Raw genomic sequence first — 23,718 nt, 5'->3', positions numbered from 1 at the left:
GCTCCTTGTCGGTGCGGATTTTCTTAGTTCTGGAAAGAGCTGTTGAGCTTGCTGATGACCGGCAGCGCGGCAGCGAGATGCTCAATTTCCTCGCTACTGAGGTCCTGGAGCAGTTCGGCCACCATGGCGTTGCGCCGGTGGTTGGCGGCCTCGACTGCGGCGGTTCCGTCCTGGGTGATGGCCACCTGGACGGCGCGGGAATCGTCGGGATCAGGTTGGCGGGTCACCAGGCCGGCGCGCTCAAGCTTGATGATCTGCTCGGTGGCGCTGGGAACCTTGATGCCCAGGTTCTTAGCTATATCGCCCACGCGGAGGCCGCCGTCGGAGATCATTGACAGCAGGCTGAGCTGAGCGGCGGTGAGGTCGCCTTCAGGATCAAGGCGACGGAACATGTACACGCCTAGCCGCAGTGACTCGCGGAATTCCTGTGCGAGGTCAAGGAGCCGGGGATCAAAGGTGTTCATACTTAGGTAGCCTAATAGTTAGGGTACCTAATAGTCAAGCCCTGGCCGGTGAGGTTGGTCCGCGCCTATGGCCCGGTGGCGCCGGCGCTTTTGATGTGTAACTGTGGCCGGTTGGTGTGCGAATTTCGAGGGTATGGACATCTTCGGGGAGCGTTTTCGCCGTCCAGCCGGGGTTTTCCTTGGTGTGGTTGCAGGCTTCGCAGAGTCCAGCGCCGTTGGCCAGCGTGGTGGTCCCGCCGGAATGCCAGGGGACGATGTGGTCGATGTGGCGGATGGGCGCGTCGCAGTATGGGGTTCGACAGGTGTCGTCGCGGGTTTCGATGAAGCGTCTGAGTCGCGGTGGGAAGAGCCTTGCTTTGGAGTCCATGGCCAGGAGTTCACCGGCGGCCGGCGCGGTGTAGAGCCGGCGCAGCCACACGGTTATCTCATCGGCTTGCCTTTGTGCCGGACTATCGGGTGTTGAGGATGATTGGCCAGCGACGGCGTTCCTCCTCACCCCACGAGGCTCGTCCGAGACAGTCCCTCCGGCGCCAACCAGTGCCCTGGCCCATTCGGCAGGCACAACTCCGTACCCCTGGAGCCGGGCAGGCTCGCTGTCTCCCTGGAAGAGGGTTCGGTCGGTCATGACGAGCTGGAGGTCGACGCCGCTGATCCCTCCGCGCCTACCCGTGATGCGCTCGACGAGGGTATCGGCCATGACCTGGCCCCGGATCCGGGAGTCTCCGCTGGAGCGGGCGGAGTCCGCCTTTCGAGTAAGCGCGGCATAGACGGCCACGCCGTGGGCGACGGGGAGCAGTGCGGTCAGGTACGTCATGGAATCCGGGGCAGGCCGCAGGTTTACTGTCCTCTCGGCGGCGGCGTAACTGGCCCTCTGGGAAACGGAACGGGGATCTCGCCGGTAAGCTGCGGCTTTCGCGGCGGCAATGATGGCATTGTCGCCAGCGCCGACGAAGGTACCGGTGTCGGCGGCAAGTTCCTCGTCCACGGCACACCGGTCCTCAAGTGACAGGCAGGCAGTTTCTTTCACGAGCAGCGTGGCGCGCCACTCGTTGAGCAGGCCCGACTCCAGCGCCGCCATGGTGTGCGGCATCTCCGTGACCAACGCCTTCGCAAGCCCGAGGAGACGGGAGCCGCGGTTGGGCGATTCGCGCCGGGCCAACGCAACCTGCGCACCCACACCCTTGCCCCGCTCCGACGAGGGAACACCAGCGGTTGCCCGCACGCCCCGTTGGGCCAGGTCAAAGGCAACCGCGGCCCGGGCCTGGAGACCAACGATGGCGGATTTCAGATCTTCCAGCCCCCGGATTTGGTCGATCAGTTCGCTGCTTTCGGTGCCGAGACGGACAGCGCGCAGGAGTGGGACAAGCTCCGAAACACTGGGCGCGGAGCCACCGGACCGAAACGCCGCCCCGGGGTCAAGAGAGGCCGTATCAATCGATTGCCGTTCCCGAATCTGCTCCATGACTCAAGCCTTCCAGCCAGCCACGGACACCAGAAGGCATGAAGATTCCTATGTGGAAAACACCCAGCCTTGAGCCCAGCATGCCTTCTGTGGATGACGGATCCGGCCCTGCCCACACTCCTCGCCGATGTACACGCGGGGCGAACGAGTGCGGGACGCGTCTAGAGCTTCAGCTTCATGCCCTCATGGCTCGCGACGAACCCCAGCCGCTCGTAGAAACGGTGCGCTGCCACACGCGATTTGTCGGTCGTCAGCTGCACCAGCGAACAGCCACGCTCCCGGGCCTGCTCGATAGCCCACTCGACCATCAGCGCCCCGACACCCTGGCCTCGCAGCACCTCCGACACCCGGACCGCTTCAATCTGCGCACGCCATGATCCCTTGCGGGACAACGCCGGAAGGTAGCTGAGCTGGAACGTGGCAACAACATCACCGGCGAGTTCGCCGACCACCAGAAGGTGGGCCGGATCGGCGTCGATCGCGTCAAAAGCCCGCTCATAGGGCGCCAGATCGTCCACACTCTCGCGGGTGGCACCCAATTGATCGTCCGCCAGCAAAGCGAGGATCCGGGGTAGGTCGCCTTTGCGGGCGCGCCTCAGGCTGAACGTGCCAGGTCCGACGGCGGCAGTCATCAGGGCGGGTGCGGTACCAGATTCCGTGTTCACCATCCCAGCATGCCATTTTGGTTGGAACTCAGTATTGCTAAGTACCGGTACTTAGTTCTACTATGTAGTGGTAGCTAGTAATACTGAGTAGTGAGGGAGGTGTCCGATGGGCAAGCAGATGACGGAGATGCTCAAAGGCACATTGGAGGGCATTGTTCTGGCCCTCCTGACCGGAAAGGCAGCGTATGGATATGAGATCACCACGCTGCTCCGGGAGCAGGGCTTCACCGAGATCGCTGAGGGCACCGTGTATGCGCTGCTGGTCAGGATCGAGCAAAAGGGGCTGGTGGACGTTGAAAAGCGGCCGTCCGAAAAAGGGCCACCCCGCAAGGTGTACACGCTCAACACACAGGGCGAAAAGGAACTGAACGAATTCTGGAACACATGGAGCTTCTTGTCCGGACGGATTGAAGAGCTCCGCAAGGAAGGAAAATAACATGGCAGCAAAATGGATCGAGCTGGTGACCGGATCGCTCGAGCAGAAGAAGCAGTACAAGCAGGCCAAAGCGCGGCTGGACGCCCTGCCCGAGCCGTACCTCACCGTAGCGACCGCCTTCAACAGGTACTTGATGTACTACGGCGGCGTCACTGAGGGAGACACCATGGTGCAGATGTTCACGGACCTCGCCGACCTCTGGGAACGCGCAGCAATCGATGGCACGCCAGTGAGCGAAATCGTCGGCGAAGATCCCATCGAGTTCGCCGAGGCCTTTGCCCAGGCATACGGCGGAAAGCGCTGGATCGACAAGGAACGCGAGCGCCTCACCAAGGCAATCGAGAAAGCGAAGGAGGCTGAATCATGACCACAACGGCAATCCGGGTAGAGGGCATTGAGAAGTCGTACAAAGATCTGCACGTCCTGCGAGGTGTGGACTTCGAGGTAGCGTCAGGCAGTATTTTCGCCCTTCTCGGCTCCAACGGCGCGGGCAAGACCACCATGGTAAAGATCCTGTCCACGCTGCTCAAGGCGGACGGCGGGTCAGCCGCCGTCGAGGGTTTTGATGTTGCTGCGGAGTCGCTGCAGGTGAGGCAATCCATCAGCCTCACCGGTCAGTTCGCCGCAGTGGACGAGGTCCTGTCCGGCAAGGAGAACCTGATCCTGGTGGCGAAGCTCCGTCATTTGAAGAATCCGGGCCAGATCGCGGATGACTTGCTGGCGCAGTTCAGCCTCACCGAGGCCGGCCCACGCAAAGTAGCGACGTACTCCGGCGGCATGCGGCGTCGCTTGGATATTGCAATGAGCCTGATCGGCAACCCGAAGGTGATTTTCCTGGACGAGCCGACCACCGGGCTGGACCCCGAGGCCCGCCTGGAAGTGTGGCAGATCGTCAAAAACCTCGCCCGCCAGGGGACCACTGTCCTGCTCACCACGCAGTACCTCGATGAGGCTGAGCATCTCGCAGACCGCATCGCCATTCTTCACGAGGGTCGCATCATCGCCAACGGCACCCTCGCGGAGCTCAAGCAGCTGCTGCCGCCGGCCAAGATCGAGTACGTCGAGAAGCAGCCGAGCCTGGAGGACATCTTCCTGGCCCTGGTGGGAACCGGCAGCACCGCCCCAACCGGTAACAACGAGTCAGTAAAGGACAGGTCATGAACACCCATTTCTTCGCAGACACGTCCGTGCTGCTGGGCCGCTCCATGCGGCACATCTTCCGGAGCGTTGACACCATCATCACGACTGCGATCACCCCGATCGCCCTGATGCTGCTCTTCGTCTACGTATTCGGCGGAGCCATCAGGACCGACACCGAGAACTATGTGAACTACTTGCTCCCGGGCATCATGTTGATCGCGATCGCCTCCGGTATCGCTTACACGGCGGTCCGCTTGTTCACTGACATGCAGAGTGGCATCTTCGAACGGTTCCAGTCCATGCCGATCGCACGCTCGTCGGTTCTCTGGGCGCACGTCCTGACCTCCTTGGTGGCCAACGGACTCTCACTGGTGATCATCGTGCTGGTGGCACTCCTCATGGGATTCCGCACTTCGGCCAACGTTCTGGATTGGCTGGCCATCGCGGGAATCCTGGCGCTCTTCACCTTGGCGCTTACATGGATCGCCATTATCGCGGGGCTCTCCGCGAAGTCCGTGGACGGCGCCGGAGGGTTCTCCTACCCGCTGATCTTCCTGCCGTTCATCAGCTCGGCCTTCGTCCCGACGGAAACCATGCCTGGCCCGGTCCGCTGGTTCGCCGAGAACCAACCCGTCACCTCCATCGTGAACACCATCCAGGATCTGTTCGCGCAGCGTCCGGTGGGCGGAGACATCTGGGTTGCCCTGGCTTGGTGCTTGGGGATCCTGGTCGTCTCCTACGCCTTCGCAACTGCTGCTTACAAACGCCAGATCGCGTAGTACCCGCAGGCTGAACACCGCGTCAGACAAGGCCTAAGCTCCCCCTCAACCAGGGCGGGAGCTTTCGCCATTCAGACGGATTCGCCATTTGTCAGACATTAGCTATAGCTTTATCGAACAGATTTGTAACGGCCGTCACTATTGTGGCGGGTCCTTCGAAGGGTTCTTGAACTAATGTCCGACCAGACAACACAGGGGCAGCTCCGCGCCTCCAGCAGGGACAGCGAGCCCCACCTGTCACGCTCGCTCAGCAACCGCCACATCCAGCTCCTGGCCATCGGCGGCGCCATCGGAACCGGCCTCTTCATGGGCTCCGGCAAAACCATTTCCGTTGCCGGCCCCTCCGTGATCTTCGTTTACATGATCATCGGCTTCATGCTCTTCTTCGTCATGCGGGCCATGGGCCAGTTGCTGCTGTCCAACCTGAACTACAAGTCCTTCAGCGACTTCGCGGGCGACCTCCTCGGTCCCTGGGCCGGCTTTTTTACCGGCTGGACCTACTGGTTCTGCTGGGTAGTCACCGGCGTGGCAGACGTCATTGCGATCGCGGGCTACGCAAATGAACTCTGGCCGGGAATCCAACTCTGGATCCCGGGCATCGCCACCATCATCATCTTGCTGCTCCTCAACCTGCCCACGGTCAAGGCGTTCGGTGAGACCGAATTCTGGTTCGCACTCATCAAAATCGTCGCCATCGTGGCTCTGATCGTCGTCGGCCTGGTCATGATCTTCACGGGCTTCCAGTCCAACGCAGGCACAGCGAGCTTCACCAACCTGTGGAGCCACGGCGGATTCTTCCCCAAGGAATTCATGGGATTCGTGGCCGGCTTCCAGATCGCCGTCTTCGCCTTCGTCGGCATCGAGCTTGTCGGCACCGCAGCAGCCGAAACCAAGAACCCGGAGCACAACCTCCCACGCGCCATCAACGCCATTCCCCTGCGCGTCATGCTCTTCTACGTAGGCGCCCTCATCATCCTCATGTCCGTCACCCCGTGGACCGAGTTCAAAGCCGGCCAGAGCCCGTTCATTGCCATGTTCTCCCTGGCCGGCCTGGGTATGGCAGCCACCGTGGTCAACCTCGTGGTGCTCACATCGGCCATGTCCTCGGCCAACTCCGGCATCTACTCGACGTCCCGCATGGTCTACGGCCTGGCCAACGACGGCGACGCCCCGAAGCTCTTCGGCCGGCTCTCCAGCCGCAAAGTACCCCAGAACGCACTGTTCCTGTCGTGCGTCCTGCTGCTGGCCGGCGTCGCGCTTCTCTACGCGGGCAAGGACGTGGGGGTCGCGTTCGACATGGTGACCACCGTGTCCGCCGTCTGCTTCATGTTCGTGTGGTCGATCATCCTGGCCAGCTACCTCGTGTACCGCAAACGCCGCCCCGAGCAGCACGCGGCCTCGCCGTTCAAAATGCCCGGCGGCATTCCCATGGTGTGGGTTGTCTTCGCGTTCTTCGCGTTCCTGGTCTGGGCGCTGACGACGCAGCCGGACACGCTCACGGCCCTGCTGGTGACGCCCATCTGGTTTGCTGTCCTCGGCGTCGCCTACGCCGTGGTCCGCAAGACGCCCCTGCACCAGGCCCGCGTGGCCGAATGGAAAGCCATGTCCGAAGCGGAAACCGCGGCAGCGCGCTAACCCTCAAATACAAAGGAAGCCCGACGTCGGAACCCAGCTTGGGTGCCGACGTCGGGCTTTCTTTGTATAGCTGAAAGCGTCAGGCGAAGTACACGCCGATGCGGTTGCCGTCGATTTCCTCGATGCGGATGTCGATGTCGTAGACGTCGCGCAGCATCCCGGCGCGCATGATCTCCGAGGGTGTGCCCTGGTGGATGAGCCGGCCGTCCTTCATGGCCAGGATGGTGTCCGAGTAGCAGGACGCGAAGTTGATGTCGTGGACCACCAGGACGATGGTCTTCCCGAGCTCGTCCGCCAGCCGGCGCAGCAACCGCATCATCTCCACGGAGTGCTTCATGTCCAGGTTGTTCAGTGGTTCATCGAGCAGCAGGTATTCGGTGTCCTGCGCCAGCACCATGGCAATGTAGGCGCGCTGGCGTTGGCCGCCGGAGAGCTCGTCCACGAATTTGTCGGCCATGGACGTGAGGTCCAGCTGTCGGATGGCTTCATCCACATGCTCAAGGTCCTCGACCGTCGGCCGGCCGCCGCTGTGCGGGAAGCGCCCGAAGGCCACGAGATCCCGCACAGTCAACCGCATGGTCAGGTGGTTTTCCTGCCGCAGGATGGCCATGGTCCTGGCCAGCTCCTTGCTGGGCGTCGCCGTGACATCCAGCCCGGCTACCGAGACTCCCCCGGCGTCCATGGGCTGAAGGCGGCTGATCAACGAGAGCAGCGTGGACTTGCCGGCACCGTTGGGGCCGATGATGGACGTGATGCCGCCGCGGGGAATCTCGCAGGTTACGTCGTCCAGCACAGTGGTGCCACCATAGCGCTTGGTCACGTTCCGGACGGTAATCATGGTCGGGCCCAGGTGATATCAGCTGTCATTTCAGTGAGCCTTTCAGCAACAGATAAAGGAACAGGATGCCGCCGGTGAACTCGATGATCACGCTCAGCGCCGTAGCGAACCCGAAGACGCGCTCCAGCAGTAACTGACCACCCACCAACGCAATGGCACCGATCAGCACCACGATCGGCAGCAGCCACGCATGCCGGAATCCACGGCACAGCTGGTAGCCGAGGCTCACCACCAGGAGGCCGAAGAACGTCACCGGCCCCACCAGCGCAGTGGAAATAGCCACCAGCAGCGAGCACGCCAGCAGTACCCGCATCACGACGCGCTTGTGGTCGACGCCCACATTGATGGCCACTTCGCGGCCGAGCGCCAGCACATCCAGGGTGTGCCGCATCCGCCACACGCCAACGCACACCAGAGCGACCAGTACAGCGGAAACTGCCAGCAACCCCGGGTCCACGTTGTTGAAGCTGGCGAAGAACAAGTCCTGCAGGATGATGAATTCGCTGGGCTCCATGAGGCGCTGCAACAGCGAGGAGAAGCCGCGAAACAGAGTTCCCAGCACGATTCCCACCAACAGCAACAGGTGCAGGGACCTCGTGGCGCCGGTGAACATCCACCGGTACAGGAAGGCGCTGAACCCCACCATCAGCAGGATCTCGAGCCCAAATTTCAGCGTGGACGAAGCCGTCGCCAGCGTCGCGGCACCCGCCACGAACGCCAGCGCGGTCTGCACCAGGATGTACAGCGAATCGAAGCCCATGATGGACGGCGTCAGGATCCGGTTGGCCGTCACAGTCTGGAACAGCAGTGTGGAAACCCCCACCGCGACAGCCACCAGCAGCATCGCGGACACCTTGATGGCCCGGCGCGGCAGGATGTAGGCGATGTTGCCTTTGAGGTCGATGGTCAGGAAAACGGCAACGAGCACGACGGCGGCAATCGCCAGGATGCCGATCACCACTCCCGGCGGGGTGCTGCGGATGGCCTCACGCCAGCGGGTGCGGGCGGAAAGGCGGGGTGCGGTCAGGAGCGCTTCAGGCATTGCGTTTCCTCAGGAGCAGGAAGAGGAACAGGATGGCGCCCAGAACGGACATGACCATACCGACCGGCACTTCATAAGGGAACCGGATGGTCCGGCCGATGATGTCACAGACCAGCACGAACGCGGCTCCGAACAAGGCAGTCCACGGAACGGCCCGGCGGAGGTTGTCGCCGAAGAGCAGGGACACAATGTTCGGCACCACCAGGCCAAGGAAGGGTACTGCCCCAACAGTGGTCACAACGACGGCTGAGATCAGGGAGACGATCATCAGGCCGAGCCGCATGGTGCGCGCATAGTTCAGGCCGAGGTTGGTGGTGAAGTCCTGTCCCATGCCGGCCACGGTGAAGCGGTCTGCGGCAAAGAGGCCCACAAGGACAAGAACAGCCACGACCCACAGCAGCTCGTACCGCCCACGCAACACGCCGGAGAAGTCGCCGATCATCCAGTTGCTCAGTGTCTGGAGGAGGTCGAAGCGGTAGGCAAAGAACGTGGTGACGGCTGCGATGATGCCACCCAGCATGATGCCCACCAAAGGAATCAGCAGGGTGTTGCGCGCAGGGAGGCGGCGGAGGATCGCCAGGAAGAGCGCGGTGCCGAGCACGGCGAACACAGAAGCCACGATCATTTTGGTGAGGATCGGAGAGTCAGGGGCAAGAACAGTGACTACCAGGATTCCGAGCGTCGCTGATTCCACAGTTCCCACGGTGGATGGCTCCACGAACCGGTTGCGCGCCATGAGCTGCATGATCAAACCGGCAACTGCGACGGCCATCCCGGCCAGGACCACAGCCACGGTGCGCGGCACCCGCGACACCCAGAAGATTTCCCAGGCACCGGCGTCGTTCGCCATCAAAGCGGGCAGAGAAACATCGCTGACACCCACGAAGATGCTGCCCACGGCGATCACCAGCACAACGACAGCCGCCGCAACCAGTCGGGCGGTCTCGCCAGTCCGGTTGCGGCGTGCTGGTGCCGTGGGGCGCACGGCTGTAGTTGTCACGTCAGAATTTCAGGTGATGCGGGATATCAGGCGACGGAGTCGGCCACTGCGGTGACCATGGCCTGGACGTTGTTCAGGCCGTAGCCCACGAGGTACCAGCCTGCGGGATCGAGGTTGACGATCTTGTTGTTCTTGGCTGCGTTGGTGGACTTCACGAGCTCGTTGTCCAGGATCGGGTTCGCCGTGGACCCTGCGGTGCCGATGGCGGTGTCGCGGTTGATGACGTAAAGGATGTCCGGGTTGGTTTCCTTGATGTATTCGAAGGAAACGGCCTCGCCGTGGGCACCTTCGGACTTGACCTCGGCAGCCGTCGGAACGCCCAGGACGTCGTGGATGATGCCGAAGCGGGAGCCCGCGCCGTAAGCGGTGACTTCACCACCGGAGGTGAGGACGATCAAACCCTTGCCGGCGGTGGCTGCCTTGGCCTTCGTGTCGGCGACGGTCTTGTCCACCTCGGCGAGCTTGGAGGCGACTTCATCTTCCTTCTTGAAGATCTTGCCGAGCTTCTCCGTCTGGGCCTTGAAGCTCTCCATCGGCTTCGCGGCGTCAACCGATAGGTCGATGGTCGGAGCGATCTTGCTCAGTTCCTCGTAGGCGCCGGAGGTGCGCCCCGAGATGATGATGAGGTCCGGAGCTGCGGAGCTGACGGCTTCGAAGTCGGGTTCCTTGAGCGAGCCGACCTTGGCGTACTTGGCCTCGGAGAACTTCTTCAGCGCCTCCGGGTAGCTGGCCTCGGGAACACCGGTGGGCTCGACGCCGAGCGCGTTCATGGTGTCCAGGACGCCGAGGTCGAACGTGACAACCTTCGCGGGGTTCACGGGAACGTTGGAAGTGGAGCCCTGGGCGTGCTCGATGGTGATGGTGCTGGCCTCTTCCGGCTGCGAGGACGCCGTTGCGCCGCCTCCACAGGCCGTAACGGTCAGCAATGCTGCCCCTGCAGCCAGTGCCCCAATGTAGCTCGACAGCCTCTTTTTCACGCCGGTACTCCACTCACTAATAAGTCATAGATGTGTTGTCTAATTGCCTTTTGACTCTATTAGTAAGGTGAGGCTAACTTCAAAACCGAAAGGCCCTCCAGTGGGTGAAAGTGAGCGAACTCACTGGTTTTTCTCCTGCCGGAGACCGAAACCCTCTCTCACCTTTCGCGCCTTTCCCACCGACCCTCTCTCACCTTTCGTGCCTTTCCCACCGACCCTCTCTCACCTTTCGTGCCTTTCCCACCGCCCCTCTCTCACCCCTGTCAACGCCCTGCTGCAACTCGACGCGAAAAAGCCCGACGTCGGCGCTCTGGTGAGTGCCGACGTCGGGCTTATCTGAAAACGGTGAGAGACCGTCCGCCTGATCGGGCCGTTCCGTGAGAGAGGGTCAGCCTGAAGGGGGCAGAAGGTGAGAGAGGGTCAGGCCTCGGCCTGCCGGTCCTCCACAAGCTTCTGCAGCGCCGGGAACAGCGGGTGCGCAGGCGTCAGTTCCGTGATGCGTTCGACGGCGGCAGCCGCGTCCATCTCGGACAGCATCCTTGCGAGCTCCACGGCTTCGTCATCGGCGCCGTCGTCGAAACGAAGGGCCGCCGACATGGCCTCAAGGAGGGCCACCGGAGTCACACCGCGCTCGGCAAGCTCAGCCGCGGGGCCAACGAAGCGCTCGTGCCGGCCGAGCTTCCGCAAGGGCGCGCGACCCACGCGGTTCACGGTGTCCGGCAGGTGCGGGTTGGTGAAGCGTGACAGGATCTTCTGCACATACGCTTCCTGCTCGGCCTCCACGAAACCGTGCTTGGCCACCAGAAGTTCCTTCGTTTCCTCCAGCACAGCCCGGACCTTGGCCGCCACGGACGGATCGGCCATGGCGTCGGAGATCTTCTCCAGCCCCGCTTGGTACCCGAAGTACGCGGCCGAAGCGTGGCCGGTGTTGACCGTGAACAGCTTGCGCTCGATGTACGGTCCAAGCTCGTCCACGAAGGTAGCCCCGGGGATGTCCGGCACATTGTCACCGAACGGCGTGCGATCGATGACCCACTCGAAGAAAGTCTCCACCGTGACGTCCAGTCCTTGGCCCGGCGCCTGGTTGGGGACAATGCGGTCCACTGCGGTGTTGGCAAAAACCGCGACGGCGTCCAGATCGCCCGCGGAGTCGTCCCACGCCGCGCGGATCTCCGTGTGAAGGAGGTCCGTGGCGTTGATGGCGTTCTCGCAGGCCATGACCTGAAGGGGTGGCAGATCCACAGGCCGGGCCGCCAGCCCGCGGGCAATCACCGGTGCCACGAACTTCAGGATGTGCGGCCCCACAGCAGTGGTGACCACATCCGCCGTCGAGATTTCCTCAACAACAGCAGCTTCCTGCGATGCCGAGTTGAAGGCACGGAAGCCGGTGACGGTCTTGACCGCCGGGTTCTCGCCTACCTCGTGGACGTCGTAGCTGCTGGCCGAGGCGAGCTGGCTGATCAGCGCGTCCGCTACATCCGCGAACACCACCTCATAGCCGGCTTCGTGGAGCAGCAGCCCCACGAAGCCGCGCCCGATGTTGCCTGCCCCAAAATGGACTGCCTTCACTATGCGTTGACCTTTCCGAACAGCTCCAGGACTTCGTCAACCGTGGTGGCTTCTTCCAGCTGGGCAACCTGTGCCTTGTTGGTGAAGATCTTCGCGATCGAGGACAGGATGTGGAGGTGCTCATTGTTGAGGCCAGCAACGCCGACCACGAACTTCACTTGCTTGCCGCCCCAGTCGATGCCCTGGGGGTAGCGGATGATGGACACTGCCGAGTGGTTGATGTGTTCCTTGGCATCGTTGGTGCCGTGCGGAATCGCCAGGAAGCTGCCCATGTACGTGGACACGGATTCCTCGCGCTCGTGCATGGCGTGGACGTAGCTGACATCAACGGCGCCGCGGTCCAGCAGGAGTTTGCCGGCTTCGTCGATCGCTGAATCGCGGTCAGCTGCCGTCCCGTTCAGGACCACGCTTTCGCGGAGAAGGACGCCTTTACCCTCGACGGCGGCAGCCGGCTCTGCGGCATGGGCACCGTGGGTGGCGGCTGCTGCGACAGGCTGGGCAGCGGCGGCGGGTTCCGCCGTCGTGCTTTCTTCAGAAGCAGCGCCTTCTTCGCTGTTGCTGCTCCGTACCAGTTCAACGATTTCGTCGTACCGCGGGCTGTTCATGAAGTTGTCCACCGAGTAGTGCACGGCGCTGGCCGTCCTCGGCTGGGCGCGTTCGGTGAGGTCCTCGTGGGTGACAACGACGTCGTAAGTGTCATTCAAGTTGGCGATGGCGGAGTTGGTGACCTTGACGTCCGGGAAGCCGGCCGCCTTGATTTTGTTGCGCAGGACCGAGGCTCCCATGGCGCTGGAGCCCATGCCGGCGTCGCAGGCGAACACGATGTTCTGGACCGGGCGGGTCAGGACGGTTCCGCCCTGGTCACCGGCGCGCTCGCCGACGAGTGCCGAAGAGACGGAGCTCTTTTTGCCCTTCATGGCTTCCATGCGCGAGGTGGCCTCGGTGAGGTCGTCCTCGCCCTTGTTCTTGGAGGTGCGCAGGATCAGCGACGCAATAAGGAAGGAGACAGCGGTCGCGAGAATGACCGCGAGGATCACGCCGACGTAGCTGTCACGCGACGTCTGGGCGATCACCGCAATGATGGAACCAGGCGCTGCAGGAGCAACCAAGCCGGAGTTGGTGATGGCCAACGTTGCGATGCCCGTCATGCCGCCACCGATAGCTGCGAGGATCAGGATGGGCTTCATCAGGACGTACGGGAAGTAGATCTCATGGATGCCACCGAGGAAGTGGATGATCGCTGCACCGGGAGCCGAAGCCTTGGCAGCACCACGACCGAAGAACATGTAGGCCAGCAGGATGCCGAGGCCCGGGCCGGGGTTGGCTTCCAGGAGGAACAGGATGGACTTGCCCTGTTCCAGCGACTGCTGGATGCCCAGCGGGGTCAGCACGCCGTGGTTGATGGCGTTGTTGAGGAAGAGGACCTTGGCGGGCTCGATGAAGATGCTGGTCAGCGGCAGCAGGCCGTTGTTGACCAGGAACTGGACGACGTTTCCGGCGCCGGTGCTGAAGGCCGAAACCAACGGGGAAATGCCGTAGAAGCCAAGCATGGCCAACAGTGCGCCCCAGATGCCGGCGGAGAAGTTATTCACCAGCATCTCGAAGCCGGGGCGGATCTTGCCGTCCCAGAGGCGATCAAGCTGCTTCATGGTCCAGCCGCCCAGCGGGCCCATGATCATGGCGCCAATGAACATCGGGATGCCCGCGCCGACGATCACGCCCATGGTGCCGATGGCTCCCACCACGCCACCACGGACGTCATGGACCATCTTGCCGCCTGTGTAGCCGATCAGCAGCGGAAGCAGGTAGGTAATCATCGGGCCAACAAGGCCTATGTTGGGAACTCCTTCGGCATTGGTGCCGAAACCACCGAGCGCGGGAACTGGAATCCAGCCCTTCTCGATGAACAGCGCCGTAATCAGACCCCAGGCGATGAAGGCGCCAATGTTGGGCATGATCATGCCGGAGAGGAATGTTCCGAACTTCTGGACACCAACGCGCACGCTGGTGCGGGGCTTCGCAACTGTCTCTGTTGCCATGTGAATTCCTAACGTGTGTCCCGCGGCGGCGCGGGGTCAGTCGATATAGATCGAGAGAGTGCAGCCTTAGGAGCTGCTGGAAATGCGGTGAAGCCACTCAAGGAAGAGCTTCAGTTCAGAGCTGGAAAGTTGGTCCGAATGCGAGGCCTGCAGTGCCGCATTCAGGGCGATTGCCGCAACAACTACCGAGGACTTACCGGAGTCCTCCGCTGCGGCGCCACGGGCGGTTTCCGTGGAGACGGCAAAAATCATGGAATCCCGGGTCATCGTTGAGAGCTCGAGGTTCCGTTCTTCCACCGGTTCTGCGATCAGCATGAGCGTGACGCCCACGTTGGCCGCCAGGATGCTGCGTGCTGCCTCACGTGGTGGCACGTTGATCTGACCGGCAATAGCGGCTTTGTTCAGCATTTCTTCCAGAAGCGCTTCAGCATCGGCCACGATTGCTGGGCGGCTTTCCGGCCTGATGTTGCCGAACATGACCAGATAAAGATGGGGTTGGGTCAGGCCGAACTGGACGTGGTTATCCCACATCCGCCGAACGTCTTCCAAAGGCTCCCCGGACGGTGCAAAATCCCGCTCCCCCGCCACGTACTCTTCGAAACCGGCTGAAACGACGGCGTCGAACAGTCCTTCCTTGTCGCCAAAGTGGTGGTAGAGCGTGGGCGCCGTGACCCCGGCAAGCTTGGTGATCTGGCGCGTAGAGACCGCTGACCCCTCCGAATTCGCCAGCAACTCGGCAGCTGCGCGAAGCAACCGAATTTTGGGCGGAAGCTGGTCATCGAAACTCATAACCGCTACCCTAGCACCTATAGCGTTGCTATATGAAGTGGCTCACAACAGAAATTTGTAGGCTAGTTCCAGAGGCTCCCGGTGCCGTCGCCGGCGGGCTTGAACCAACAAGCAGGAACAGAGGATTCAGTGCAGAATTTCCAAGGAGTAGGGGTAAGCCCTGGCCGCATCATTGGTTCCGTCCGCCAAATGCCCAAGCCGGTGAGCGAACCGACGTCGGGAGAGCGGTTGGCCGAGGGAACCAGCCCGGAAGACGCCGTCGCAGGCTTGAAAGCGGCCGCGCAATCCGTCCACGACGAACTCAAGGGGCGCGCGGACACCGCCTCCGGCGACGGTAAAGCCGTCCTCGAAGCCACAGCCCTCATGGCCAAGGACACCATGCTCCTTAAGTCGGCGGCCAAGCTCATCAACGCAGGGTCGTCCGCGGAGCGCGCCATCTGGGAAGCCGGCGCCTCCGTCTCGGAAATGCTGCACAACCTTGGCGGCTATATGGCCGAGCGCGCCACGGACGTCTTGGATGTCCGCGCACGAATTGTTGCCGAACTCCGCGGCGTCCCCGCGCCCGGCATCCCCGCCTCGGAGACCCCCTTCATCCTGGTGGCCGAGGACCTGGCACCCGCCGACACCGCAACGCTGAATCCCGCTGTGGTGCTGGCCCTGGTGACCTCGGGCGGTGGACCGCAGTCGCACACCGCGATCATTGCCCGCTCCCTTGGTTTGCCCGCTGTTGTTGCCGCGCACGGCGTTGACTCCGTGGCCGACGGTTCCGAGGTTTACGTCGACGGCGCGGCTGGTTTCGTTGCCGTTTCGCCCTCCGACGAGCAGCGCGCTGCTGCCACGGCCTGGGCGGAAACCTCCGCCACGCTCGCCGAATTCGACGGAAACGGCACGACGGCGGATGGCCACCTGGTGCCGCTCCTCGCCAACGTCGGCGGAGCCAAGGACGCCGTGGCAGCTGCCGCTTTGGGCGCCCAGGGCGTTGGCCTGTTCCGCACCGAGTTCTGCTTCCTCGAGCGTGACACCGAGCCGTCTGTCGATGAGCAAGCCGCAGCCTACAAGGCTGTGTTCGACGCGTTCCCGGGCAAGAAAGTAGTCCTCCGCACCCTGGATGCCGGCGCCGACAAGCCCCTGCCCTTCCTTACGGACGCCAGCGAACCCAACCCTGCACTTGGTGTTCGCGGCTACCGGACCGACTTCACCACCCCGGGTGTCCTGGAGCGCCAGCTCGAGGCCATTGCCCGGGCAGCGTCTGAGTCCGAGGCCGATGTGTGGGTCATGGCCCCCATGATCTCCACGGCTGCCGAAGCCGGACGCTTCGCCTCGTTGTGCGCCGCCGCTGGAATCCAGACGCCTGGCGTGATGGTGGAAGTTCCCTCAGCCGCATTGACCGCCGCCACCGTGCTGCGCGAAGTCGGATTCGCCTCCCTCGGCACCAACGACCTCACCCAGTACGCCATGGCCGCCGACCGCCAGCTCGGCCCCCTCGCCGAACTCAACACCCCTTGGCAGCCCGCCGTCCTTCGGCTCGTCCAGCTCACAGTGGAAGGCGCCGCGCAGGAAGGCTCCGGCCGGGAGGGTACAGCCAAGCCCGTGGGTGTCTGTGGCGAGGCAGCCGCGGATCCGGCCCTCGCCGTCGTCCTCACCGGCTTGGGCGTCACCACGCTGTCCATGACCGCGCGCTCGTTGGCCGCCGTCGGGACTGTTTTGAAGACCGTCACCCTGGAGCAAGCGCAGGAGCTCGCACGGCTCGCTTTGTCCGCGCCGAGTGCTCTCGAGGCCCGCGACTGGGTCCGTGCCAAGCTCCCCGTGCTCGAAGAGCTCGGCCTCTAATTTTTCGTTTCCGACCTTTAGGAGAAAACCATGCCCGAACGCACAGCCACCATCGCCAGCCGCTCCGGATTGCATGCCCGGCCCGCCGCCTTATTCGCAGAAGCCGCAGGCGAGCAGCCGGTTGAGGTCACCATCGCCATGCAGGGCGAACCTGCCGATGACGCGCTCGACGCCGCCAGCATCCTTTCGCTCATGACGCTCGGAGCCGCGAAGGGCGACGTCGTTGTGCTGCGGGCAGAGGGCGACGGCGCCGACGCTGCGCTGGACGCACTGGTGAAGCTGCTGGAGACGGATCTGGACGCCGAGTAGCTCTCGCTGGGCTGGTGTAGGTTCGGGCTATGAACGAGCGTGCGATCCCTATCCTGCCGTGCCGGTACCTCGACGACATCGTGCCGTTCTACGAGGCCCTGGGCTTCAAAGTGACCTTCCGGCAGGCGCGGCCAAACCCCTACGTGTGCTTTAACCGGGGCGGGATCGACCTGCACTTCTTCGGCCTGGAGGCGTTCGAGCCGGAGAACTCGATGGGCACCGCCATCCTGCTGGTCGAGGATACGGGTGTGCTGTTCGACGAATTCGCAACCGGACTTCGTGCTGCTTTCGGCAAGTTGCCCATTGCCGGGATTCCGCGGATCACCCGTCCCCGCCGCAAGCAAGGAACGACAGCTGGGTTCACCGTGGTGGATCCGGGCGGGAACTGGCTACGGATCAGTGCCTTGGGTGAAACCGAGGATGATGGCTCCGGCTCGGAAAGCCGTCTGGAAAGAGTGCTGATGAGCGCTACCCGGCAAGGCGACTCCCATGGGGACGAAGCCCGGGCTATCTCGGTGATTGAGGCGGGGCTTTTGCGCCACGGGGAAGCAACGGACGCCGGGAAGCTGCCCCTGCTGGTGTACCTCGCTGAGCTGCACCACCGCACCGGCAACCCCGGGCTCGCCGCCTCAGTGCTGGATAGCGTGGACGCCCTCACCCTGACCTCCGGGGAACGGGAAGCGTTGGCCGCAGAGCTGGCCAATGCCGCAGAACTCCGGGCGTCGTTGTAGTTGGGCCGCGACGAACGCCGGTCCACGGCAGGCTCGCGCTAGGCTTCTGCCATGGCATTGATAGCTCCCCGCGTCACAGCAGGCCTTCCCGCCGATGACGCCCGGAATTTGGCGCGCTCCCTGGCGGACAGCAACGACATCACCGTTTTTGTGGATGGCACCGTCCACCGCCTGCCCGATCAAGCGAGGGACGCCGTCGTCGACCTCCTCGCGAGGCTGGGCCGGGGCGAAACGGTGACGGTCAGCAGCGTGGAGGAAATGCTCACCACGTCGCAGGCAGCGGAGCTCGCGGGCATTTCGCACACGTACTTGCGCAATATGACCGACCGCGGCGAAATCCCCGTGGAATATCGCGGCACGCATCGTCGGATCCGGCAGGCCGCCATCATTGCCTGGCTGGATACACAGAAGAAGAAACAGGCTGAAGCGGCGGCGGTCCAGACCAACGAAAATGACTTAAACGCCGGCTAAAAGTGTCGGAGTGATAAGGATCAAGCAACGATCCCACGCAACGGGCCAGCACCCGTTAAGGCCGGGGTTACGCTTGATCGGTGGGCAATTTCAAAGGGTGGCATATCGTGGCCGGGTTGGCCGCCATGGCCCTTGCCGCACCCTTGGGCTCTGCCATGGGATTGAACTTCGTGGCAACGTTCATGTTCGCGTGCACAGTGTTCGTGGCCGTGGCCATGTGGACGGAATCGAGAATTGCCCGACGCCGGGACGCGGCTGAGGCGGCCGCGGCGCCTGAGGCGTCACGTCCCGCAGTCGACCCCACTGAATCGGACGACGCGAACAGGGAATAGCCTATGGCCCCGGGAAAACGCGGTAAGTACTCCGAATGGCCGTGGAACCGACCTTGGCTGTGGCTCGTTTTCATCGCTGCCACCATCCCTTTCCTGGGCTTGATCTGGCTGCAAACCGGTGGCTGCGGCCAGGCATCGGGCGGGGTGGATTTCGAGACATGCCAATCGTCGCCCTTCCTCGGCTACCCGGTGACCTGGGCTCTCACGGTAGCCGCGGCAGCCTTTCTCGTGTGGTTCGCCGTGGGGCTGGGAAGGTCAATCCAGTACTCCCGCAGGCCCTCGCGCAATCGCGTCTTCACAGAACCGCCCCCGCAGTAACCCGCCAGGGGCATAGGCATGGGGTTCAATAGCAGTATGGCGTCGACCTCCCATTCCATTGTCTGGCCCGTGGTGCATGAGGAACGCCGCGCCCTGATTCAGGATCTGGAACCGCTCCATCCGGCTCAATGGAAGACACCGTCCCTGTGCCCTGGTTGGGACGTCCACGATGTCCTGGCCCACGTGATCGACAGCGCCAAAACCACGCCGCTCAAATTCATTCGCCGAATGATTGCCTCGCGGCTGGATTTTGACCGCGACAACGCCGTGGGCGTAGAGCGCGAAAAGACCGAGGACCCCGCGAAGACCTTGGTCCAATTGGACGCCGTGCTCTCCCGGACGTCCGGGCCGCCGGCTTGGCTGGCCACCAGGCTGGTTGAGGCCTTCGTCCACGGCGAGGATATCCGCCGGCCACTGGGCTTGCACCGCGCCTATCCGGCCGTCCACGTCGCCACTGCCATCGACTACCAAGTGCGGACCACCACCAAGATGGGTGGCGGCAAGGAGATCGCAGCCGGCTGGCGCTTGGTTGCAACTGACACCCCCTTCGAGCACGGTGACGGTCCGGTCGTTGAAGGTCCCGCGATCGCGCTGCTGCTGGCGGTATCCGGTCGGCCGGTAGCGGAGAGCGAATTGAGCGGTCCTGGCGCTCCGGTGTTCCTGCAGCGGCAGCCCTGATGACAACGCGGGAAAGGCCGGCAGCGCTGCTGTCTGCCGATGTCGAGGTGTTGGGCCTGAAGGGGCGGATCCTCTGGACCGAGGGCACGCCTTCGCCTGAGCCTGGGTCCGGGTCGGGGTCTAAGTTGGGCGCCGAACCCGCGTACATCCTGATCCATGGCATTGGGGTTTCACACCGTTACTTGGCCCGACTACATGCTGTGCTCGCCGCGGGCGCACCCACGTATTCCCTGGACCTCCCCGGTTTTGCCGGGACACCGAAGCCCGATCGGCAGCTCGGCGTGGAGGATTACGGCGCCTTCATCGCTGCGGCCCTCGCATCCCGTGGCATCGAATCCTACGTGTTGGTGGGCCACTCGATGGGTGTGCAATTCACCATCGAAGCGGCCTTGCATGCGCCGGAACACACCCGGCAGTTGGTGCTCATGGGACCGGTTGTTGACTCCCGGCACAAGAACGTGGGACGCCAGTCCCTGGCTCTTATCCTTGACGGGCTGCTTCGCGAGAGTCCCTCGTCCAATTGGATCGTTATCTCCGACTACTTCCGCTGCGGCCCGCGCTGGTACCTCACCGAGTTGCCCGTGATGATGAAGTACCCCACGGAGAAACGCCTGGCCTCAATACAGGTCCCGGTGCTGGTCCTGCGTGGAAGCCGGGACAATGTGGCGGGTCCTGATTGGTCGCTCCGGCTTTCGCGTACCGTGCCGCAGGGCCGGTTGGTGGAGATCCCTGGCGTCGGACACGTGGCACAGCACATGCGCCCGAAGGCCGTGGCGGATGCCATCCGGAGCTTCGTCACAGCGACGACGTTCCATGGCTGAGAGTAAAGCACGACGCCGGAGGGCGGCTTGAGTGCACTTGTTGGGTCAGCGCGCCGCGGCTAGGCTGACGAAGCAAGCGCATTAGTAAGTTTGCTTATGGAAGGGTTGATCGTGACAAGCAAAGACTCAAATGAAGAAACCCAAGGCTTCGGCGTAACGGGCGCGACGGGGCCATTCGGTGCCGCAACAACCCCCGCGACCCAGAACGACCACGTGAACGCAGATCCCGAACTGCGCCAAGACGAAGACGAGGACCCTGCTGCATCCGCGAACCCGGATCCCCTCGACGGGAATGTCACGGGATTGGAGCCCGGCGGCGGAGTCCCCCCGGGGGAAACCCCGCCCGCCGAGGGCAGCATGAGCAGCGACCAGGGGCACCAGGAGTAGCTACGGCAGCCTCAGGATCTCACCGAGGTCGTAATCCGCCGGTTCCTCCAACTGCGAGTACGTGCAGCTTTCCGGTGTCCGATCCGGCCGCCACCGCCGGAACTGCGTGGTGTGGCGGAAGCGGTCACCCTCCATGTAGTCATAGGCCACCTCGATCACCAGCTCGGGGCGCAGCGGCACGAACGAGAAGTCCTTGCCACCGCTCCACCGGCTCTGGGCGCCGGGCATCCTCGAACCTCCGGCCCCTTCGCCTTGATTGGCCCACTCGCCCCAGGGATGCTCGCTGAGTTCCACTTGGTAGGGCTCAAGCTCGGCCACCAGGCTTTCCCTTTTGGCCATGGGGAAGGAGGCCACCACCCCTACGTGCTGGAGGCGTCCGGCGTCGTTATAAAGACCCAACAGCATGGACCCCACAACTTTCGCGGTCTTGTGCCAGCGGAATCCCGCCACCACGCAGTCCGCCGTCCGCTCGTGCTTGGTCTTGAACATCACTCGCTTGTTGGGTTGATATGTCCCATCCAGCGGCTTGGACAGCACACCGTCCAAGCCCGCGCCTTCGAGCTGCACAAACCATTCCTGCGCGCGTTCCAGGTCCGTGACCGCGGGCGTGACGTAGACGGGAGGCTCAGCCTTCGCGAGCGAACGCTCCAGGATGCTGCGGCGCTCAGAGAACGGCCGGTCCATGAGGTTCTCCTCGCCCAGCGCAAGGATGTCGAAGGCGATCATGGACGATGGGGTCTTCTCAGCGAGCATCCGCACCCGGCTGTCCGCGGGATGGATCCGCTGCTGCAGCACCTCGAATTCGAGCCTGTTGCCCTCGATCAGGACAATCTCGCCGTCGATCACACATTTGTCCGGGAGGTTCTTCCGCAGCGCTTCCACCAGCTCCGGGAAGTACCGGGTCATGGGCTTCTCGTTGCGGCTGCCCAGGACCACCTCATCCCCATCCTTGAAGACGATGGTCCTGAAGCCGTCCCACTTGGGCTCATAGTGACCAACATCGGGGATGGCCGGAACGGACTTGGCGAGCATGGGCGAGACGGGCGGCATCACTGGCAGGTCCATAGACAATGTCTACCTGCCGGTGCACGCCGAAGCTAGTCTTATGCGATGGATATCTTGGCCGTGTTGGCCGCAGTACTCGGAGTTCCCGCGCTCCTCGCCGGCCTCTGGTACTGGACTTCCCGGCAGTCCAAGCGTGGAGTCAGGCGTGCGGCGGGCGGAATGCTGGGCATCGCCGACGAAATCTTCCGCCCTGAGACCCATCAGGCGCACCAAATCCAAAAGATCCAGCAAGAGTTGCCGGCTCCAGCGCCGGCCCCGAAGCCTAAGCGCTAGACGCCTCTCGCTTGCGGAGACCTACCGCCCGTTACATTAATGTGACTTTACTTTCCGGCTCATGTACCGTCGTAGGGCGACCCGTATCTCCGCTGGGCCGCTTCCGGATTGACGCCGAGCTCTGCCGCAATCCGGGATCCGCCAGACCCGCGGCAGAGGCGGGGGACCCAAAAGTTCCCGGACTTGATTCAAGTCCTTGGGGTGAAGCCGCTCAGGCGGCCGGACGGCCTCGTCCGAACCCGACAGCTAACCTCGAAGGCGTTGAGAGGCAACCACCATGTCCCCAACCATGGATCAGCCGCGCCGCGCCCAGACCGAACGCGAGCGCACCAAGCCAACCGGACGCCGTCGGGCCCAACCCAGCGGATCCCCCATCAGCGCGCCTGCAGACTCCGTCGCGGTGCCCGAAACTACAAGCACGACGCCGGAAGCCGCCACGGCGGCTGTCCCCACCGTCGCAACACCCACCACGCGCGCAGCCGTGCGCGCGGCCGAACGGGAGCAGGCAGCCCAGGCTGTGATCGCGCCCGCTGACCCCGCGGCCGGGGCATCTTCGCGGCCCAAGCCTGTTGAGGCGGCAACTGCGGCAATTCCGACCGTTCAGGCTGCAGCTCCTGTATCCACCACGCCGGGGCCTCCTACCGCGGCCATTCCAATCGTTGAGCCGGCCAGCCCTGAGCCGGGCTCCTCGGAACCGGCCACGGCAGCCATCCCCGTTGTCGCAGCCCGCGAAGAGTCCGCGACCACGCCACAGGCACACGCTGCGCCTCCGGCACCTGTGTCGCCGCGAGGCAAGTCCCCGGCCCAGGTTGCCGCGGCCGCAACGGCGTCGGCGTCACTCGCCAGCCGCAAGGATGTTCGCAAGCAGGCAGCCTCGCCCACGGCCGCCAAATCCAGCTTTGGTGGCTCCTCATTTGGCCGGGAACCCCACACCGTTCTCCGGAAAGCGGCATCGGTCAAGCACATGAGCCAGCGCATGGCCGTGGTAGCGGGCGCCCTTGGTCTGGTCCTGACGGCCGGAACCTTGGGACAGGCTCTCGAGCTGCCCTTCTTCGGCCAGGAAACCCCGGCCCAGGAAGCCAGCGGCAGCGGCGCCGATCGGAACTCGGGCTCCGCATCCCCCGCGCCCAGCGCTTCGTACTCCACCGCCTCATCGCCTTCTGCGTCAGCTGCTGCGACATCGGAAGCCGGCCAGCCGGCCACGGTTCCGGAGGCACCCGCAGCAGTGTCGCCGTCGTCGATTCCTACGCCGAAGATTTCACTGGCTGACCCGGTGTGGGTCCCATCCGCTGTGCCTGCGACCATCGCCGCGGCACCTGGTACCACCAGCCCGGCACCCACTCAGCCGGCGCCGGCTCCGGGCGACGTGCCGTCGGACACGATCACGACGCCGCCCACGACTCCTGCACCGACACCCACAACGACGCCGACTGTCACGCCCACGCCGACGCCGACTCCCACACCCACGGAAACGTCCACGCAGACGTCCAAGCCCCGGCCCACCGGCAACCCCAACGCGTCTATGACGCCGCAGCCCTCCGAGACGGCTCTTGAAGAGATCCTTGAAGCCGCGAAGGAAGCCCTCAAGTGAGCACCCGCCTGCCGCGCACCAGCACGCACGTGGGATGGCACAGCCGATACTGCAGCAGCAGCCGGACGGCTGCCTTC

27 protein-coding genes and 1 riboswitch are annotated in these 23,718 nt (G+C 63.6%); of the genes, 16 read left to right on the top strand and 11 right to left on the bottom strand.

The window, feature by feature from the left end:
* Positions 1 to 23 precede the first annotated feature (23 nt).
* From GVL04_RS16500 to GVL04_RS16490, 3 genes are all read right to left on the bottom strand, one after another.
* On the bottom strand, positions 24 to 464 hold the full coding sequence (locus GVL04_RS16500; protein ID WP_159706533.1) for a MarR family winged helix-turn-helix transcriptional regulator: 441 nt from the start codon (positions 462 to 464) through the stop codon (positions 24 to 26).
* A 34-nt stretch (positions 465 to 498) separates the two neighbouring features.
* Positions 499 to 1,926, bottom strand: coding sequence for an HNH endonuclease signature motif containing protein (locus GVL04_RS16495; RefSeq protein ID WP_159706531.1), 1,428 nt, complete (start codon positions 1,924 to 1,926; stop codon positions 499 to 501).
* 161 nt (positions 1,927 to 2,087) lie between these two features.
* Positions 2,088 to 2,594, bottom strand: a complete 507-nt coding sequence (locus tag GVL04_RS16490) for a GNAT family N-acetyltransferase (protein WP_159706529.1) — start codon at positions 2,592 to 2,594, stop codon at positions 2,088 to 2,090.
* Positions 2,595 to 2,697: 103 nt separating this feature from the next.
* Here GVL04_RS16490 and GVL04_RS16485 point away from each other — a divergent pair, with 103 nt between their 5' ends.
* From GVL04_RS16485 to cycA, 5 genes are all read left to right on the top strand, one after another.
* Positions 2,698 to 3,027: a PadR family transcriptional regulator gene (locus GVL04_RS16485; RefSeq protein ID WP_141283837.1), complete on the top strand. Its 330-nt coding sequence runs from the start codon at positions 2,698 to 2,700 to the stop codon at positions 3,025 to 3,027.
* Position 3,028: 1 nt separating this feature from the next.
* Positions 3,029 to 3,394 carry a DUF1048 domain-containing protein gene (locus GVL04_RS16480; RefSeq protein WP_159706527.1) on the top strand — a complete coding sequence of 122 codons (366 nt, stop codon included), beginning with the start codon at positions 3,029 to 3,031 and terminating at the stop codon, positions 3,392 to 3,394.
* Positions 3,391 to 4,188, top strand: coding sequence for an ABC transporter ATP-binding protein (locus GVL04_RS16475; protein WP_159706510.1), 798 nt, complete (start codon positions 3,391 to 3,393; stop codon positions 4,186 to 4,188). Before GVL04_RS16480 ends, GVL04_RS16475 begins: the two co-directional genes overlap by 4 nt.
* On the top strand, positions 4,185 to 4,946 hold the full coding sequence (locus GVL04_RS16470; RefSeq protein WP_159706508.1) for an ABC transporter permease: 762 nt from the start codon (positions 4,185 to 4,187) through the stop codon (positions 4,944 to 4,946). Before GVL04_RS16475 ends, GVL04_RS16470 begins: the two co-directional genes overlap by 4 nt.
* 174 nt (positions 4,947 to 5,120) lie before the next feature.
* Complete coding sequence (gene cycA / locus GVL04_RS16465) at positions 5,121 to 6,581, top strand: D-serine/D-alanine/glycine transporter (RefSeq protein WP_200846871.1); 1,461 nt, start codon at positions 5,121 to 5,123, stop codon at positions 6,579 to 6,581.
* A gap of 79 nt (positions 6,582 to 6,660) precedes the next feature.
* On the opposite strand, the gene GVL04_RS16460 is transcribed toward cycA, so the two are convergent.
* The 7 genes from GVL04_RS16460 to GVL04_RS16430 all read right to left on the bottom strand — a co-directional run bounded on the left by GVL04_RS16460 (position 6,661) and on the right by GVL04_RS16430 (position 14,835).
* Positions 6,661 to 7,419, bottom strand: a complete 759-nt coding sequence (locus GVL04_RS16460) for an ABC transporter ATP-binding protein (RefSeq protein WP_159706504.1) — start codon at positions 7,417 to 7,419, stop codon at positions 6,661 to 6,663.
* Between the two features lie 25 nt (positions 7,420 to 7,444).
* Positions 7,445 to 8,461 carry an iron chelate uptake ABC transporter family permease subunit gene (locus GVL04_RS16455; RefSeq protein WP_235036328.1) on the bottom strand — a complete coding sequence of 339 codons (1,017 nt, stop codon included), beginning with the start codon at positions 8,459 to 8,461 and terminating at the stop codon, positions 7,445 to 7,447.
* A complete protein-coding gene (locus GVL04_RS16450) occupies positions 8,454 to 9,461 on the bottom strand; it encodes an ABC transporter permease (RefSeq protein ID WP_159706502.1) in 1,008 nt (335 codons plus the stop codon). The genes GVL04_RS16455 and GVL04_RS16450 overlap by 8 nt, the downstream gene beginning before the upstream one ends.
* A gap of 26 nt (positions 9,462 to 9,487) precedes the next feature.
* Complete coding sequence (locus GVL04_RS16445; RefSeq protein ID WP_159706500.1) at positions 9,488 to 10,438, bottom strand: siderophore ABC transporter substrate-binding protein; 951 nt, start codon at positions 10,436 to 10,438, stop codon at positions 9,488 to 9,490.
* 420 nt (positions 10,439 to 10,858) lie between these two features.
* A complete protein-coding gene (locus GVL04_RS16440; protein WP_159706498.1) occupies positions 10,859 to 12,007 on the bottom strand; it encodes a mannitol-1-phosphate 5-dehydrogenase in 1,149 nt (382 codons plus the stop codon).
* Positions 12,007 to 14,046: a PTS mannitol transporter subunit IICBA gene (locus tag GVL04_RS16435; RefSeq protein ID WP_159706496.1), complete on the bottom strand. Its 2,040-nt coding sequence runs from the start codon at positions 14,044 to 14,046 to the stop codon at positions 12,007 to 12,009. The genes GVL04_RS16440 and GVL04_RS16435 overlap by 1 nt, the downstream gene beginning before the upstream one ends.
* Before the next feature lie 66 nt (positions 14,047 to 14,112).
* Positions 14,113 to 14,835, bottom strand: coding sequence for a TetR/AcrR family transcriptional regulator (locus GVL04_RS16430; protein ID WP_159706494.1), 723 nt, complete (start codon positions 14,833 to 14,835; stop codon positions 14,113 to 14,115).
* 129 nt (positions 14,836 to 14,964) lie between these two features.
* Between GVL04_RS16430 and ptsP the strand changes: the two genes are divergently transcribed.
* The 9 genes from ptsP (at position 14,965) to GVL04_RS16385 (ending at position 20,712) form a co-directional block, all read left to right on the top strand.
* Positions 14,965 to 16,665 carry a phosphoenolpyruvate--protein phosphotransferase gene (gene ptsP / locus GVL04_RS16425; RefSeq protein WP_159706492.1) on the top strand — a complete coding sequence of 567 codons (1,701 nt, stop codon included), beginning with the start codon at positions 14,965 to 14,967 and terminating at the stop codon, positions 16,663 to 16,665.
* A gap of 30 nt (positions 16,666 to 16,695) precedes the next feature.
* On the top strand, positions 16,696 to 16,974 hold the full coding sequence (locus tag GVL04_RS16420; RefSeq protein ID WP_089596564.1) for an HPr family phosphocarrier protein: 279 nt from the start codon (positions 16,696 to 16,698) through the stop codon (positions 16,972 to 16,974).
* A gap of 29 nt (positions 16,975 to 17,003) precedes the next feature.
* Positions 17,004 to 17,705, top strand: coding sequence for a hypothetical protein (locus tag GVL04_RS16415; protein ID WP_159706490.1), 702 nt, complete (start codon positions 17,004 to 17,006; stop codon positions 17,703 to 17,705).
* A gap of 51 nt (positions 17,706 to 17,756) precedes the next feature.
* Positions 17,757 to 18,176, top strand: a complete 420-nt coding sequence (locus tag GVL04_RS16410; protein WP_159706488.1) for a helix-turn-helix domain-containing protein — start codon at positions 17,757 to 17,759, stop codon at positions 18,174 to 18,176.
* An 80-nt stretch (positions 18,177 to 18,256) separates the two neighbouring features.
* Positions 18,257 to 18,508 (top strand): hypothetical protein, encoded by a 252-nt coding sequence (locus GVL04_RS16405; RefSeq protein WP_159706486.1) that lies wholly within the window; start codon positions 18,257 to 18,259, stop codon positions 18,506 to 18,508.
* 3 nt (positions 18,509 to 18,511) lie between these two features.
* Positions 18,512 to 18,826 (top strand): hypothetical protein, encoded by a 315-nt coding sequence (locus GVL04_RS16400; protein WP_159706484.1) that lies wholly within the window; start codon positions 18,512 to 18,514, stop codon positions 18,824 to 18,826.
* Between the two features lie 18 nt (positions 18,827 to 18,844).
* Entirely contained in the window at positions 18,845 to 19,504 is a 660-nt protein-coding gene (locus GVL04_RS16395; RefSeq protein ID WP_159706483.1) for a maleylpyruvate isomerase family mycothiol-dependent enzyme, read from the top strand.
* Complete coding sequence (locus tag GVL04_RS16390) at positions 19,504 to 20,325, top strand: alpha/beta fold hydrolase (protein ID WP_159706481.1); 822 nt, start codon at positions 19,504 to 19,506, stop codon at positions 20,323 to 20,325. Before GVL04_RS16395 ends, GVL04_RS16390 begins: the two co-directional genes overlap by 1 nt.
* 111 nt (positions 20,326 to 20,436) lie before the next feature.
* The gene (locus tag GVL04_RS16385) at positions 20,437 to 20,712 is read left to right on the top strand and encodes a DUF6480 family protein (protein ID WP_159706479.1); all 276 of its coding nucleotides are present in this window, start codon (positions 20,437 to 20,439) and stop codon (positions 20,710 to 20,712) included.
* Here the strand turns inward: GVL04_RS16385 and GVL04_RS16380 are convergent, their stop codons facing one another.
* Complete coding sequence (locus GVL04_RS16380; RefSeq protein WP_159706477.1) at positions 20,713 to 21,777, bottom strand: ATP-dependent DNA ligase; 1,065 nt, start codon at positions 21,775 to 21,777, stop codon at positions 20,713 to 20,715.
* Positions 21,778 to 21,822: 45 nt separating this feature from the next.
* On the opposite strand from GVL04_RS16380, the gene GVL04_RS16375 reads away from it, so the two are divergent.
* The gene (locus tag GVL04_RS16375) at positions 21,823 to 22,050 is read left to right on the top strand and encodes a hypothetical protein (RefSeq protein WP_159706475.1); all 228 of its coding nucleotides are present in this window, start codon (positions 21,823 to 21,825) and stop codon (positions 22,048 to 22,050) included.
* 129 nt (positions 22,051 to 22,179) lie between these two features.
* Positions 22,180 to 22,325: riboswitch (cyclic di-AMP (ydaO/yuaA leader) on the top strand.
* Between the two features lie 2 nt (positions 22,326 to 22,327).
* Positions 22,328 to 23,641 carry a hypothetical protein gene (locus tag GVL04_RS16370; RefSeq protein WP_159706473.1) on the top strand — a complete coding sequence of 438 codons (1,314 nt, stop codon included), beginning with the start codon at positions 22,328 to 22,330 and terminating at the stop codon, positions 23,639 to 23,641.
* The last annotated feature ends 77 nt before the right edge of the window (positions 23,642 to 23,718 follow it).

The sequence above is a fragment of the Arthrobacter sp. 18067 genome (assembly GCF_902706295.1).
Lineage (GTDB): Bacteria > Actinomycetota > Actinomycetes > Actinomycetales > Micrococcaceae > Arthrobacter.
This window is presented reverse-complemented; position numbering and strand designations above follow the sequence as displayed.